General features: G+C 67.2%; 10 protein-coding genes. 7 read left to right on the forward strand and 3 right to left on the reverse strand.

Translation table 11 applies throughout. The annotated features are described in order from the left end of the window. Positions 1 to 263: 263 nt before the first annotated feature. The 4 genes from D7X30_RS07675 (at position 264) to D7X30_RS07695 (ending at position 7,275) form a co-directional block, all read left to right on the forward strand. Positions 264 to 1,745 (forward strand): trypsin-like serine protease, encoded by a 1,482-nt coding sequence (locus D7X30_RS07675; protein ID WP_147443132.1) that lies wholly within the window; start codon positions 264 to 266, stop codon positions 1,743 to 1,745. Next, on the forward strand, positions 1,742 to 4,126 hold the full coding sequence (locus D7X30_RS41595) for a hypothetical protein (protein ID WP_147443133.1): 2,385 nt from the start codon (positions 1,742 to 1,744) through the stop codon (positions 4,124 to 4,126). The genes D7X30_RS07675 and D7X30_RS41595 overlap by 4 nt, the downstream gene beginning before the upstream one ends. A gap of 210 nt (positions 4,127 to 4,336) precedes the next feature. Then, entirely contained in the window at positions 4,337 to 5,596 is a 1,260-nt protein-coding gene (locus tag D7X30_RS07690) for a C39 family peptidase (RefSeq protein ID WP_120562186.1), read from the forward strand. Between the two features lie 239 nt (positions 5,597 to 5,835). Beyond that, a complete protein-coding gene (locus D7X30_RS07695) occupies positions 5,836 to 7,275 on the forward strand; it encodes a glutamine synthetase family protein (RefSeq protein ID WP_120562187.1) in 1,440 nt (479 codons plus the stop codon). Here D7X30_RS07695 and D7X30_RS07700 read toward each other — a convergent pair. Together D7X30_RS07700 and D7X30_RS07705 are read right to left on the reverse strand one after the other, a co-directional pair. Next, positions 7,272 to 8,120, reverse strand: coding sequence for a DUF1206 domain-containing protein (locus D7X30_RS07700; RefSeq protein WP_120562188.1), 849 nt, complete (start codon positions 8,118 to 8,120; stop codon positions 7,272 to 7,274). The two genes, D7X30_RS07695 and D7X30_RS07700, sit on opposite strands and share 4 nt — an antisense overlap. Positions 8,121 to 8,247: 127 nt before the next feature. Then, entirely contained in the window at positions 8,248 to 9,054 is an 807-nt protein-coding gene (locus D7X30_RS07705; RefSeq protein WP_120562189.1) for a S9 family peptidase, read from the reverse strand. 107 nt (positions 9,055 to 9,161) lie between these two features. Between D7X30_RS07705 and D7X30_RS07710 the strand changes: the two genes are divergently transcribed. The 3 genes from D7X30_RS07710 (at position 9,162) to D7X30_RS07720 (ending at position 13,718) form a co-directional block, all read left to right on the forward strand. Then, a complete protein-coding gene (locus tag D7X30_RS07710) occupies positions 9,162 to 12,671 on the forward strand; it encodes a serine/threonine-protein kinase (protein WP_233591446.1) in 3,510 nt (1,169 codons plus the stop codon). A 135-nt stretch (positions 12,672 to 12,806) separates the two neighbouring features. Next, entirely contained in the window at positions 12,807 to 13,151 is a 345-nt protein-coding gene (locus D7X30_RS07715) for a VOC family protein (RefSeq protein ID WP_120562190.1), read from the forward strand. Between the two features lie 87 nt (positions 13,152 to 13,238). After that, the gene (locus D7X30_RS07720) at positions 13,239 to 13,718 is read left to right on the forward strand and encodes a PaaI family thioesterase (protein WP_120562191.1); all 480 of its coding nucleotides are present in this window, start codon (positions 13,239 to 13,241) and stop codon (positions 13,716 to 13,718) included. A 1,117-nt stretch (positions 13,719 to 14,835) separates the two neighbouring features. Here D7X30_RS07720 and D7X30_RS07725 read toward each other — a convergent pair. After that, positions 14,836 to 15,738 (reverse strand): SDR family oxidoreductase, encoded by a 903-nt coding sequence (locus D7X30_RS07725; protein ID WP_120562603.1) that lies wholly within the window; start codon positions 15,736 to 15,738, stop codon positions 14,836 to 14,838. Positions 15,739 to 15,766: the final 28 nt, after the last annotated feature.

A 15,766-nucleotide genomic window follows, 5' to 3' on the forward strand; every position in this document is an offset into this window, starting at 1 on the left:
ATATACCGCGATTCCAGCTTCCCGAACTCCAGCTTCGTATTGCCAGCACAAGACGGCACAAGCACGCCAGCGAAACGCCGTCACTCGTTGCTCACACAATGAGGGGGCATGTCGCACACGGCAGCCACATGGCCCTGCTGGCCAGGTCCCGAGCGGGAATTACATGGAAATGGGATTGACGCTGACAGCCCTTTGTCATTGTTGACTCATTGACGATGGCTAGCCGCTGGCTCATCGTGCTTCGTCTGTGACGGGGGGTTGGCTTGCGAAGAACTTTCACCCATCGCAACTTGATCAGCGTCGGCCTGGCAGCGCTCGTCCTTCTGTCCGCGCAGGCCGAAGCCCAATCTCCTGCCTGCGACCTGCCTCGTATCCTCATTTATGCGGATGCCTCGCTATCAATGACGGCCAGCATGAGAGCGGAGCAGAACACCCCACACACCAAGGGTTCCGCTGGCTTCCTCTCGCGATGGGATGCACTCAAGGCTGCGATAGAGAGCCTTGCAAGGAATGCAGGCCAGAGTCAGGCCAAAATGGAGTTCAGACTCTTCAAGTCCAAAGGCAATACCTGCGAACTTGAACCGGAACTCCTCTCTCTCACAGAAGCACAAGCCTTCGCCCAGGAGAAGAACACCCGGAAGCCTGAAGGGAGTTTCACCCCACTGACGGCGGCGATCCTTGAGGGCATCAAATTACAGGGGGAGGCGAAGGCCCGCGATGACAAGAAGCTCCTTGTGTTCGTGACCGATGGAGTACCCGACTGCCCAGGGGGGAAAAAGAAGGCTCTTGGTCAGACCAAGGAAGCGCTTCGCAAAGCAGCCCTTGCAGGCGTGCAAGTGGTCATCATCGGAGCTGGCGCGCCCGAGGATCTTGAGAGGTTGACGAGCGATGTCTGCACCACTCTTGGGACGGCGGATGAACTCTCCCTGGACCGACAGACCGCCTGCTCCTACATCAAAGCGCCCAGTGCGGCGCAACTCATTGACGCCCTTCTGGCCGCTGCCTGCCTGGCTATTCGAAACTCCTGCAATGAACGCGCCCCCTTTCAGGGGTCTCTCGACCCCATCGCAGACGTGGCAGCCGTAGGTAGTTCCTCGGGTTGGCACTGTTCCGGCGTGCTCGTCTCCTCCCAACATGTCCTGACGGCACGCCACTGCCTTCCGGCCACGCGCGTCCTTTTCGGCCTGGATGTCGTCAGTCCCGACGAAATCCTGAAGGTCAAGCAAAGCATCCCACATCCAGACCCACAGCAGGATGCAGCCTTACTGGTGCTGAGCGAGCCGACAAAGCGACCCATCCGGCAGCGCAGATCGCTCAAAGAAGACCAGCCCCCGCTTGGGGTCGTACGACATGCGGGCTTCGGCGCACAGGACCCCGAGGGAAGAGAGGGCTTCGGTCGCAAGCACTATCGGGACGTCTGGGCGCATGGCTGGAACTGCGATGCCACAGAAAGCCAACGGCTCGGCTGCCATCCCGAATTCGAGTTCGTGCTCCCAGCAGGAGCAGGCCGGGACACTTGTGTTGGAGACAGCGGCGGCCCGGTTTTCGAGCGGATTGATATTGCACCCATGTGCGCCACCAGCTTCGTCCAGGTCTCACCCCCAACCTATCGTCTGCTTGGCATCACCTCGCGTCCCGTAGCAAATGCACGACAGCGCTGCGGTGATGGCGGCGTGTATGGCCGCCTCGACCAGATTGCTGGCTGGCTCGATTCCCTACTCCCACAGTCACAGGAAAAACCGTGAGTTCCTTCGACCTTCCGCAGTGGCTCAGGCTGGCCCTCATTATCTGGTTCTGCCATGCAACGACCATGAGCGCTCGGGCCCAAAGCACCGACTTTGGCACACCCTCCCAGGCTCCCGCAGGGAGCGGGATGGCACCCGGCAATTCCAGAGTCTGCGAGGATCGCTACGGCACGAAATACAACCTGGGCCCCAATGCCTTGTGCGTCCTCCTGGATCAGGACTCTCTCATCATCCTCCCCAGCGAGGCACCGCCCAGCCGAACGCGGCTCAGCTTCGACTCGGCAGCAGGGGAGCACATCGAAGTAGAGTGGAACCCCACAGACGGCCTCGTCTTGAGCCGTACCGTAGTCCTGAAGAAAGGTCCGTGGCAGGTGTCCTTCCACTCCACGCCACTGCCCCACCCGACAGACCCGAAAATTGACTTTGCTTGGAGGTTTTCGCCTGCGAGCAGCTTCAAGTATTTGAGGTCTTCAATCGCGCCCAACGCGACCAACCTCTCCTATGGGTACGCTGTTGCCTTCCTCCCTTTAGAACAGCGGCTCGACAGCACCGCCGACGGAGGCGTGAAGACACAGGAGCATGAAGTCTTCATTGACTTCCGGCGGGCCTCCAAGCCACGAATTGAAGACGCTGTCGCGACACTTGGTGAATCTGGCGGAATCGCCTATGCGTCAGGCTTCGGTTTGCGCTCGAAAGATCTCGCATCCACCGTCGTCGATGATGCGCTTGAGATGCTAGCAGAGATCGCCATTGAGCGCGCGGAGTCCAAGGCACTTGATGTCGTCAAGCAGCGACTGCTCACACAACTGTGTGTTCCCTCGCAACCGCTCAACTCAATGGCTTGCAGTGCCGCGGACGGCCCAGACTGCAAAACCTTCATCTTGCTTTCCAAGAGTTGCGAAGCAATTCGCGGACTACGCCTCCGCGAGCTTGCAAGCGCGGGGCCCGGACTCGAACGTGCCGCCGTCGAAGACTTCGCTATCTTCGGCTCTCAAGCGCTGACCCAGCGGCTCTTCGTCGTGAGAAGCCTCTCATCAGACCCGGAGCCGCCATCGGTTTCGGATGTTCGAGCAGACTTGAAGTTTCTCCAGCAGCAGATGCAACCGGTCCTTGCCCAGAGCGCCCGAGCGATTATTACTGCCGCCAGGACCCAGAGCAACCCCAGTCCAGCCGAGATCCAGGGCGTGCTGAATGCACTTGCTCGCATGGTGCAGCAACAGACGCTTCCAACTTCGGAGCACTTCAAGAACGAAGACATCAAGCTGGTTCGATATGGCCTATCAGTCGCCATCGCGACCCTGTCGATCTGTCAGCAGTCTGGGCGGTGCAATGGCCGTTTCATCCGAGAGGTTCTGGAATCGCCGCAGGACCACTTCAATCTCGCGGGTTCACCCGAGCCGCTTGGCTCACAATTCAACAACCTTGCGACAGAAATCCGGGACACCACCTTGCCTCTCAAGTCGAGCAGGGTGAAGTACTTGAAGCTTCTTCCCAAGCTGGAGGCATTCGTCACCCAAGGACTTGAGGTGCTCACCCCACCCAAAGACACTCCCTCGAGAGATATTGCAAGGAATACCCTACTCCTCGTCCTCGACGCGGCTGACGTGCTGTCATCAGTGGAGAGTAATGATGAGGCGAAAGCGCAGTGGACCCAGGTCCATGCTCGAATCCAGACGGGACGCGACTTCGTGAAGGGTGTTTTTGGGAGGGAACTCCAACCCCTCCTCCTCTCCTCCCTCCAGTTCCTCCGGACTTTTTCTCCCTCCTCTTCGGCACCTCAGGACCAAGAGAGAAATCTTGAGCGAGGAACCCGAGTACTCGGCGCACTGCTGTCCTATGCCGCGACCTATGAGAGCCCGTCGACCAATGGGGAAGAGCGGGCCCAACTCCAGGCTCGGCGGAAGGAAACCCTCAAAGCACTGACCGACATTGCCACGGACCGCAAGGATCGCACTGGCGAAAGCATTGTCTCCCTCGGCATCAACGCCGGCTTCATTACCATCGGCGGACGCAAGATTGCGGACGAATCAGGTTTGAAACTCCAGTGGGCACAACTCGGCCTTCCGCTAGGCATTGCCTATCAGCGCTTCTGTGAAGATTCCTTTTTAGATGGTCTGCACGCTCAACTCTCCATCCTCGATCTTGGGCAGTACGCCGCGTTCGACAACGATGGAAATGCAACGGCCCCTCGCTGGCAGACCGCGCTCGTCGCGGGGCTACAAGCCGGGGCCATCATAGGGAGTCCTGAGAACCCCTTCGTCATCGGACTGGATCTCCGATACTCTCCCGCGCTCTTCCCGGCCGCCAATGAGCAGAACAATGGGGCAATGAGCTTCGGGCTCTTCGTGGGTTACTACGTGCCACTACTCGACTTGAACTGAGTTCCCAGTCGGCGTGCTCAGCGAAATGCTCAGCCAGGTCTGATGTGAGGAGAGCCATTATAGGAGTGGCCACTCCGGTCATATGCCCAGCCCATGGAGAGTCCGAGCAACGGAGGCCTCCCCTATCCTGGACCGACATCTGTCCGCCCGGTCGGACTTTCCAGGAATCCGACTTGAGCCCCCGCGCGGGCGTTTGCGAAACTCAGTCCCGTGAACGCCCGCGCTCGCGTCCTCTCCGCCGTCCTGCTGGCCACCTGCATCTGGGCCTGCGCCTCCTCGCCGCCGTCGGCCCCTCCGGACACGTCGCCGGAAGCAGGCTCGCCCGCGCGCCTGTGGCAGAAGACGTCCGTGTCAGGCGACCTCGCGCGCTTCTCCCGCGACGGCACGCGTGTCACCGCCGACGGCGCGCTGGAGCTGGACCCCTCCACCGCGAAGGACGGCGCCGACCCGTTCCCCGCGGGCGGCTGGCTCGACGGCGGCAGCTTCTACAACGGCGGCACCTTCCGCGTCGGCACCGCCACCTCCGAAGTCCAGTCCGTCCCCGGCGGCTTCGACAGCGTGGTGCCGTCCTTCGACGCCCAGACGCCTCCCGGCACCTGGGTGAAGCTCTCCGTCTCCGCCCGCATCGAAGGCACCTGGACGAAAGACTACGAGTTGGGCGTCTGGGCCTTCGACACCACCACCGTCGCGCGCCACAGCGTGGACGGCCAGGGCGACGCCGACGGCAACGTCCTCACCGACACCCTCAACCTCAAGCGCCGAGCGGACGCCCTGCGCGTCACCGTCCACCTCTTCTCCGAACGCCCTGACATCAGTCCCCACGTCCGGGCGCTCGCAGCCGCCGTCACCGACACGCGCCTCAAGCCCCAGGACGCCACGTCGGACCGCACCGGCTGGGGCGTCGTGCTCGACGTGCCGGGCTACTCGCAGATGATCTACCCCGACGGCGGCGAGGTCTGGTGCTCCCCCACGTCCACCACCATGCTGCTCGGCTACTGGAGCCGGAAGCTGGGCCGCGCGGACCTGGAACACCCCGTGCCCACCGCCGCCGCCCATACCTATGACTGGGTCTACAAGGGCACCGGCAACTGGGCCTTCAACACCGCCTACGCCTCCAGCATGTCCAATGGCGCGCTGCACGGACTCGTCGTCCGCTTCGACTCGTTCGCCCCCGTGGAGCGCCTCGTCGCCGCCGGCATCCCCGTCAGCATCAGCATCGCCTATGAACCCGGCGAGCTCCCCGGCGGCGCCTCCCGCCGCACCGACGGCCACCTCATCGTCGTGAAGGGATTCACCGACAAAGGCGACGTCGTCGTCAACGACCCTGCTTTCGGCTCCAACGAAACCACCCACGCCACCTACCCCCGCGCCGAGCTGTGGCGCGCCTGGCAGCACTCCCGGGGGGCCGCTTACGTGCTGTGGCCCGCCGGCACCGCCCTGCCCGAGCAGGGGCTCGTTCCCCTCCCGTAGCTCGCGTCCGAATGCGGACACGCGGCCAACGCAGCGCGGCGCGCAGTGTCCACTGGCCGGGGCGTCAGGCACCCCGTCCCTTGACGTTCGAGCGTCCGTGCGCGCCCCAACAAAACCTTTAGCCTTCAGTCCGCCGAAATTAGGCTTGATTTCGCATCGCGGAATGTAAATACCTGCGCCCGTGCTTTTGATGTCTCCGCCGGTATTCCGGAACCGGGGACACGCCTGGAGGCAGGACCATGGAGCAGAAGCCGCTGCGGGACTTCCTGGAGATTCCCTACGACGAGTTGGAGGAGCTCAACCTCAAGGTGAAGCGCCAGCGCATCAAGCGCGAGTCGCCGGACAAGGTTCGCGAGGAGCGGATCAAGTACCTGACGGACGAGAAGCGCATCAAGGCCGTCACCGTGTGCTTCACCGACCTGGAAGGCCGGCTGCACATGCTGGACTACGACAAGAAGTTCCTCCTCAAGAGCGCGGACAACCTCACCTTCGACGGCTCCTCCATCCGCGGCTTCTCCGCGCAGGCGGAGAGCGACCTGCGCCTGAACGTGGACTGGAGCGCGTTCTACTGGCTGCCGTCCGACATCTTCGGCCCCGGCAAGGTGCTGGCGTTCTGCGAAGTGCTGGAGCGTGACGGCACGCCGTACCACTCGGACATGCGCGGGCAGCTCAAGCGCGCCACCGAGCAGCTGTTCCAGAAGGACGGCACCGTGTTCCACGCGGCGCCGGAAATCGAAGGCTTCCTCTTCAAGAACCGTGACGCCGAGCGCCACTACCACGAAGAGGGCAAGTTCGAGTTCATCTCCATCGGCGGCTACTACCACGCGCTGCCGGGCGACGGGCTGCGCGCCTTCATCGACAAGGCCGCGGAAGCGCAGCGCGCCATGGGTTTCGAGAACGAGAAGGACCACCCGGAGGTGGCGCCCTCCCAGTTCGAGATGAACTTCTCCTACAGCGAGGCGCTGGTCGCCGCCGACCAGATCCAGCTCTACAAGCTGCTCTGCCGCCAGGTGGCCGCGCAGCAGGGGCTGACGGCCAGCTTCCTGCCCAAGCCCGTCACGGGCGTGAACGGCAACGGCATGCACATCAACATGTCGCTGTCGAAGAACAACAAGAACCTGTTCTACGACAAGGGCGGTCAGGACGGCCTGTCGGCCATGGGCTGGGAGTTCATCGACCGGATCCTGAACAACGCGAACGACATCTGCCTGGTGCTCAACTCCAGCGTGAACTCGTACCGCCGGTTGGATCCGCACTACGAGGCGCCCAACCAGATCAAGGCCTCCGCGAACAACCGCGGCGCCATGGTGCGCATCCCGTTCGGCAACGAGCGCAGCGCGCGCGTCGAGTGCCGTTCCGTGGCGCCGGACGCGAACCCGTACATGGTGCTCTTCACGCTGCTGAAGACCGGCCTGGAGGGCCCGCAGCCGCAGGAGGACGCGGAGACCAAGCGCAGCCGCACGCGCTTCCTGCCGGACAACATCTACGACGCGGTGCGCTTCTTCAAGGGCAGCCAGTTCATCGCGCAGACGCTGGGTGAGCAGGTGCAGGGCAAGTACGCGGAGCTGAAGGTGTCCTCCGCGGACCGCTGCCCCAAGCAGCTGGGCACCCGCGTGAAGGACGCGGAGATCCAGTTCCACCATGAGGTGACGAACCAGTACCTCTGGAACCTCTTCTAGAGTTCGCGGTAGCGCGCCTGGAGGAACAGGTAGGCGGCGTAGGCCACCAGGCCCGCCGCCACCACTCCCAGGAGCACGTCGCCCGCGGGTTGGCGGGCGACGACGGCCAGGGCCTCTCCCAGGCCCTTGGCCTCACCCGGGTTCGCGTCCACGCCCGCGAGCACCAGGAAGCCGCCGATGACGGCGAACACGACGCCACGCGCGGCGATGCCGAACTGGCACACCCGCTCCACGCGGTGCTGATGCGCCGCCGCCAGGCCCGTGAGCGTGAGCTTCTCCCGGAACTTCGCCTTCCATGCCGTGTGGAACTGCTTCAGCGCGAAGCCGACGATGCCCAGCCCCACCAGCACCACCAGGACGCGGCCGAAGGGCTGCTCCATCAGCGTCGCCGTCCAGCCCTGGGTGCCCTTGCCCTTCCCCTGTGACGCGCCCACCACGGTCTTCACTGCGAACAGCGCCAGCGAGCCGTAGATGACGCCGCTCACGAAGTACATGGCGCGCGTGGCGATGCCCTTCGCGTCCGAGCCCTTGTCCTCCGTGTCCGCGAACGCCTGCGCGAAGCGCCAGATGACGTAGCCGACGAGGCCCACGGCCAGCAGCGACAGGAGCACGATGCCGAAGGGTCCGTGCGCCACGGTGGCGACGGCGCCGTGACTGTCCGTGGCGCGTCCGCCCTCGCCCGCCGCGAGCTTCAGCGCGAGCACCCCGATGATGGCGTAGACGCAGCCCTTGGCCGCGTAGCCCATGCGGCCCAGCTTCTTCGCCCACGGGTGGTTCGCGGCTTCCTTCGCGCCACGCGACAGCCGGTCCATGCCCGGCCCGCGCATCACGTCCATCGTCGCCATGCGGTGTGCTCCTCCCTGCCTTCAGGACCGAAGAACAGGGTGCGCATCCGGAGGCGCGGACGGGCGCAAGGCGCTCCCCCCGGTTCCCCATCCGAGCGGGGAACAGGGGGCCCGGCTGGCTGGCCGCTCAGCGCAGGTTCTTCACGGCCTGGACCACGCGGGGCCACTCCTTGGAGCGCGGGTCGATGAGCTCGAAGTGGCCCGCGCCCTTCAGGGGCACCAGGTGCACGGGGTCCTTCTGCTGGACGCCCCGGGCGTGGAAGCCCTCGCTGACCTTCAGGGGGACGGTGTCGTCCTCCGTGCCGTGGAGGAGGACCTGCGGCAGCTTCAGGGGCTGGAGCGCGGCGGGGGACGCCACGGCGTAGCGCTCCGGGACCTGCTCCGGGGTACCGCCCATGAAGGTCTTCACGATGCCGTTGCCCAGGTCCAGCGCCGCGCCCTGCGCGAGGTCCAGCACACCGGCCAGGGACACCACGCCCTTCAGCTTCAGCGGGGCGTCGCGGTACAGCGGGTGCTTCGGTGTGAGGCGGTGCCGCGCGGCCAGCCACATGGCCAGGTGTCCGCCCGCGGAGTGGCCCATGGCCACCACGTTGGAGAGGTCCAGCCCCAGCGACGGAGCCGCGCTCATCAGGTGGTCCGCCGCGGAGGCCACGTCCTCCAGGGTGCCGGGGAAGCCGCCGCCGTCCTGGCCCACGCGCCGGTACTCCAGGCTCCACGTCGCGAAGCCGCGCTTCGTCAGGTCCGCGCACAGGTGGCCCGCGTGCTCCAGGCCGTACTCGGCGCGCCAGAAGCCGCCGTGGACGAAGAGGACCACGGGGTGTGGGCCCTTGCCCTTGGGCTTGCGCAGCTCGGTGAACTGCTGCGGGGCTTCGCCATAGGCGATGCGCGCGTCCGGCGGCGGCTGCGGCGTTTCCAGGACCCACATGGAGCTCATGCCGCGCATCTTGGGAACGGGCGGCCGGACACCGCAAGTCGCGCCGCGCCGCCGTGCGTGGAGGATGGGGGCTCCGGTACGCTTCCGCGCAATGGGAGCGTGCTGGCGTGCTTGAGGCGAACGAAGCGGAGCTGCGCATGGCCCTGGCCGAGGGCCTGCTCTCCCGCGAGGACGTGGACCCCCTGCGCGAGGAGGCGGCGCGGCGCGGCGTCTCTCCACTCCAGCTCCTCGTGGAGCGCGGGCGGCTCACCGAGGATTCGCTCGTGTCGCTGCGCCGGAGCCTGGAGGCGGAAGCCGGGACACCGCCCGTGCCCGATGGCGCGCCCAAGCCGGGCACCGCTGACGACACGTTGCCTCCAGGGGCCGCCCCCGCCGCCGTCACGGACGGTCCCGCGTTCCCGGTGCCGCACTGGACGCTCTACCGGCCCGTGAGGTTCCTGGGCCAGGGAGGCATGGGTCGCGTCTTCCTGGCCCGGGACCTGCGGCTGCACCGCGACGTGGCGCTGAAGTTCGTTCGCGACGAGGACCCGGAGCTGTCCCGCCGCTTCATCTCCGAGGCCCGCGCCCAGGCCCGCGTGGACCACGAACACGTCTGCCGCGTGTACGAGGTCGGTGAAGTCCAGGGCCGCGCGTACATCGCCATGCAGTACATCGCGGGGGCGCCGCTGCACACGCTCGCCGGCACGCTGTCCGTGGAGCAGAAGGCGCTCGTGCTTCGCGACGCCACGCTGGGCGTGCACGCGGCCCACCTGGCCGGGCTCGTACACCGCGACCTCAAGCCGTCCAACATCCTGGTGGAGCGCGGCGAGGATGGAGCCCTGCGCCCCTACGTCATGGACTTCGGCCTGGCGCGAGACTGGTCCAGCGACGATGCCGTCACCGCCACCGGCACCGTTCTGGGCACGCCCCAGTACATGGCCCCTGAACAGGCCCGGGGCGAGGTCACCCGGCTGGACCGGCGCGCGGACGTCTACAGTCTGGGCGCCACGCTGTACCACCTGCTCACCGGCCAACCGCCTGTCACGGGTGCCAATGGATTGGAGGTGCTCGGACGCATCGCCACCCAGGAGCCGCGCCGTCCGCGTGAGCTGGACGCGGGGATTCCGGCGGACCTGGAGGCCATCGTCCTCAAGTGCCTGGAGAAGGACCGCTCGCGGCGCTATGGCTCCGCGCGGGCGCTGGCGGACGACCTCACGCGGTTCCTCGAAGGGGAACGGGTCCTCGCGCGCACCGGCCCCGCGTATCGCGTGCGCAAGTGGGTGGCCCGTCACCGGATCGCCGTCGTCGTCGCGAGCATCACCGGGCTCGCCGTTGCGGGCGCCGTGGGCCAGGGGGTGATGGCCCGGCGGGAGGTGTCTCGCCGCGAGGCCCTGACCCGGCGCTTCACTGAAGGCGTCGAACGCATCGAGGCCCAGGCCCGCTACTCCGGACAGGCGCCCCTGCACGACACGCGGCCGGACCGCGAAGCGATGCGCGCCCGCATGCGCGACATCGAAGTCTCCATGCGAGACGCTGGTCCCGTCGCGGAAGGCCCGGGCCATTACGCATTGGGGCGCGGGTTCCTCGCGCTGGGAGACGAGGAGGCCGCGCTCACGCACCTGGAGGCCGCCTGGGCGAAGGGCTTCCGCGAGTCCCGCGTGGCGTATGCGCTCGCGCTGGTGCTGGGCCACCGCTACCAGCGCGAACGGTTGGAAGCGGACCGCATCCCGGACGCGGCCAGCCGCGAGGCGAAGCAGCGCGAAGCCTGGGCGCACTCGCGAGACCCGGCGCTGGCCTTCCTGGAGCAGGGCCGAGGCGCGGAGGTGCCCGCCCCCGAATACGCGGAGGCCCTCCGCGCCTTCCATCAGGAGCGCTTCGAGGACGCGCTGAAGTCACTGGACGCGCTGGGCACGCGGCTGCCGTGGTTCCACGAAGCATCGCTGCTCCGGGGCGACGTGCTGCTCGCTCGCGCCGTGCGCCACTCCCTGGCGAGTGAACGCGACGCGGCCCGGGACGACCTGGAGGCCGGACGGCGGGCCTACGACGCGGCGGCGGACATTGGCCGCAGTGTGTCCGCCGTGCACCGCGCGAGGGCGGAGCTGGAGCAGGAGGCCCTCATCCTGGAACTGTCCGGCAAGGGCGATGTGATGCCCGCGTACACGCGCGGCATGGAGGCCGTTTCACGCGCGCGCACGGCGGCACCCGATGAAGCGGACACGTGGGTGCTGGAGGCCCGGCTCCACCGGCGTCTGGCCCAGGCGAGCCTCAGCAGTGGAGGCGACGTGGAGCCGCTCCTCACGCGCACGCTCGACGCGGCGAAGGAGGCGCTGAGGCTTGCGCCCGAGAAGGTGGAGGCGCGCCACGCGCTGGCCATGGGCTGGTGGCAGTGGGCCCGCTACCGTCAGGACCGGAACGAGGATCCGCGCGAACACCTGCGGGCCGCCGTCGCCGCCTTCGAATCCATTCCCGAGTCCTCGCGCGACTACGACTTCCACCTGGACCTGGGGCTCGTCTTCAAGGTGTGGGCGGATTCGGAGGACGGGCGCGGCGGGGACTCGCTGCCCTTCCGGCAGCAGGCCATCGCGTCCTACCGGCGGGCGTTGGCGTTGGACGCGAAGCGGCCGGATGCGTGGATCAACCTGGGCACGGCCTATGTGAACCGCGCCAACCATCCGCGTGCACCGTCGCAGGACGCGGACCTGGAAGAAGCCCGGACCGCGCTGGAGCGCGCGAGCCAGCTCGACCCGGGGCACGTCGTCGCGTGGTTCTACCTGGCGGAGGTGCATCGCGCGCTCGCCTTGCGCCTGCGAGACCACGGCGGCGACGCGGGGCCAGGGCTTGCCCGCGCGCTGGAGGCCTACCGCCAGGGCGTCACCATCAACGCAAAGCTGCCGCCGCTCCAGAACGGCGTGGGCACCATCCTGCTCGACCAGGCCCGCGAGGCGTGGGACCGGGGGGATTCGCCAGAGCCCCTGCTGGACCAGGCGGAGCAGGCCTTCCTCCAGGCCATCGCCATCGCGCCCAAGGTGGGCTTCGCGCACAACAACCTGGGCGAGGTGCGAATGTGGCGCGCGACCTGGCGCCTGCCGCGCGACCAGGATCCCACCGCGAGCGCGAAGGAGGCACAGGCCGAGCTCCAGCAGGCCACCACGTTGCTGCCCGGACTCGCGGAGCCGTGGGCCAACCTGGGCCAGGTGCACCACACCGTGGCCGCGTACGCGCTGAAGCATGAGAAGGATCCACGGCCGGCGCTCGTCCAGGCCACGGAGGCGCTGGAGCGCGCGCTGAAGCTCAACCCATCCCTCGCGCAGGCGTGGCGCTGGCGTGGCGAAGTACGGGCGCTCCAGGCTCGCGCGGAGGCCCGACGGGGGCAGAAGCCAGACGCGTCCTTCCAGGCCGCCGCGAGCGACTTCCAGAAGGCGCTGGAGCTGGATCCCGAGAACCTGGACCCGCGACTGGCCTACAGCGCGTTCCTCCGCGAATGGGGCGCGACGGCCTCGGGTCCGGACGCACGCGCACACCTCCAGCAGGGGCTATCCCTCATCGAAGCCGTGCACACCGCGCGCCCCCGGTGGAAGGACGCGAGCAGCTTGCGCGATGACCTGCGTCGCGCACTCGCGAAGCTGCCGCCGGAATGACGGCACCGGCTGCGTGCACCAAGGAGGCATTGCTCGGGCCACCGTGCGTGACGACCTGGCGCGGCGCTGGAGAGTGCGCGGCATCTTCGCCGTTCAGGCGTTGTCGTCCTGATGCAACGTACATAGCGTCGGCGCATGCCGCTCGCGCTCTACGCTGGAATCGCCGTCTCGAACTACGCCACGGCTTGCGACTGGTACTCGCGACTGTTCGGCGGACCGCCCACGCTCGTCGCCACGCCCACGAAGGCGGTGTGGGATCTCGCGGAGTACCGGTCCATCTTCATCGATGAACGCCCCGAGCACGCGGGCCACGCGAACCTATCGATCTTCGTGGACGACCTGGACGGCCTCGTGGCCCAGCTCGCCGAGCGGGGGATCCACGCGGAGAAGCAGGAGACGTACAAAGACGGCGTCCGACGGGCCACCTACCGGGACTTCGACGGGAACGAGATCGGCTTCGGCAGCGCCCCCCAGCTCTGAGCACTGCCGGCAACGCCCAGGCGGTCACCTCCCGCGCTGCGAGGTACCTTCAAACGGCCCCGAACTCCTTCGGGCGGGAGCACTTCCATGAGCGCAGCCGGGCCCCCCTTTGGACCGCAGGTCTTCACCCCAGCGGACGCCGCGTTCGAGCAGCGCGTTCGAGACAGCTTCGCGCGCCAGCGCGTGATGGAAACGATTGGCGCGTCGCTGACGTCCGTGTCACCGGGAGAGGTCGTCATCGAGCTGCCGTTCCGGGAGGACCTCACGCAGCAGCACGGCTATCTGCACGCGGCCATCGTCACGGCCATCGTCGACAGCGCATGCGGCTACGCGGCGTACTCGCTGATGCCCGTGGACGCCGCCGTCCTGACGGTGGAGTACAAGGTGAACTTCCTCGCGCCCGCCGCGGGCCGGAAGTTCATCGCGCAGGGCCGGGTGACGAAGCCCGGCCGGACGCTCACGGTCACCACAGGTGACGTGTTCGCGGAGACCGATGCGGGCCTCAAGCCCATCGCAACCATGCTCGCGACGATGATGGCCGTGAGCCATCGGGAGACCTCGGGCTGAGCTGGGTCATCCGAGGCAGCACCGCCGCGTTGAACGCCGGAGTGGGCTCACGCCCCAAGCGCCCAGCCGTCCCCGCTATCCACCTCCTGCCGGCGCGACCCTCCAAACCTGTCCGACTGTCGGACAGGTTTCCGTGGGCCGTACGCAGCGGAGCCCCTGCGGACAATGACCGCCTGAACCTGTCCGACTGTCGGACAGGTTTCCGTGGGCTGTACGCAGCGGGGCCCCCTGGCGGGCATGACCGCCCAAACCTGTCCGACTGTCGGACAAGTTTCCGTGGGCCGGATGGAACGGAGGCTCCTCCCTGCCATGCCCTCTCAAAGCTGTCGGACTGTCCGACAGGTCTCCTCAGCTTGAATGGAGCGGCGCACCTGCGGACACGGCCGCCCAAACTTGTCCGGCTGTCCGACAGGTTTCCGAGGCCCGGATGGAGCAGCAGCTCTCGGTCCGGGTTCTCCTGAACCTGTCCGACTGTCCGACAGGTTTCCGCGGCCCGGATGGAGCGGCCTGCCCCCCCCGGCGCGTTTGTCCAACCTGTTCGACTGTCGGACAGGTTTCCGCAGCTCGGCTGGAGCGGCGTGCCCTGCGGACATGACCGCCCAAACTTGTCCGACTGTCGGACAGGTTTCTGCGGCTCGGTAGACGAGGGAGCTCCCGGCACGGTCCTCCCAATCGCGGTCCGACTGTCGGACAGGTTTCCGTGGTCCGGGCGAAACAGGCGCCCTTGCGGACCCGGCTGTTCAAACCTGTCCGACTGTCGGACAGGTTTCTGCGGCTCGGTAGACGAGGGAGCTCCCGGCACGGTCCTCCCAATCGCGGTCCGACTGTCCGACAGGTTTCCGCGGTTCGGGTGAAACGGGCGCCCTTGCGGACCCGGCTGTTCAAACCTGTCCGACTGTCGGACAGGTTCGTGCGGTGCGCCGCGGACGGGGAGGCCCTGCTGGGTTCTCACCTTCTCATCCGTGCGGACGAGCAGACCTCACGTCCGATGGCCTGGCGCGGCGCGCGCCCTCCTCTCGCCAATCGGACGGCAGGATGCCGCCGGTCCAGCGGCTCCGGGCGGCCTCGTGTCAGACCTGGCGCGTAGATCCGAGGCGCCAGCGCTTCTCCATCGCGCTCATAGGATCGTGCCAGCGTCCGGTGCGAAGTAATGGTCGTCGTCGAGGTCCGCCAGGAGCCCGGGCCCTTCAGGCCGCCAGCCGAGCTGTTCGCGCGTGCGGGCGCTCGACGCAGGCGCATCGAGCGCGAAGAGCGCCCCCAGGAAGCCGAGGAAGTCGCCGGCCTCTGCTGGCATCTTCGAAGCGACCGGCACCCCTACCCGACGACCGATGACGGTCGCGATGTCCCGGGTGGGCACGCCCTCGTCGGCGACGGCGTGGAGCCTTGAACCAGCAGGGGCCCGCTCCAGCGCGAGCCGGAAGAGCCGGGCCGCGTCGGACCGGTGCACAGCGGGCCAGCGATTCGCCCCCTCCCCCACGTAGGCAGCCACGCCCGTCCGCCGCGCGGAGGCGATGAGGTGCGGCACGAAGCCGTGGTCACCCTTTCCATGAACCGACGGAGGAAGCCGCACGATGGACGTGCGCACGCCTTTCTCGGCCAGCGCGAGCATCATCGCCTCCGACGCGCCGCGCCCCGATGGAGCCGCCGCGTCGGTCTCCACGGCGACGCGTCCCGGCGCCAGGAACAACAGCCCCGCCGCGATGACGAGAGGCCGCTGGGAGCCCTCCAGCGCCTTGCCCATGGCTTCAATCGCGCGCGCGTCGGCACGCACCGAGTCCTCGAAGCGGGAGAAGTCGTGGATGAACGCCAGGTGGATGACCCCGTCCGCCTTCGCCGCCCCGGCGCGCAGGCTGTCCGGATCGTCCAGCGAACCGCGATGCACCTCCGCCCCCGCCGCCTCCAGCGCCCGGGCCGAAGCATCCGAGCGGGCAAGCCCCACCACCTGATGCCCCGCCCCCAGCAATTCAGGAACGACCGCCGAGCCGATGAAACCAGACGCACCCGTCACGAATACGCGCATGGAAAGCTCCTTGATGTCAGCTACTGAC

It is taken from the genome of Corallococcus sp. AB011P (genome assembly GCF_003611605.1).
GTDB classification, from domain to species: Bacteria; Myxococcota; Myxococcia; order Myxococcales; family Myxococcaceae; genus Corallococcus; species Corallococcus coralloides.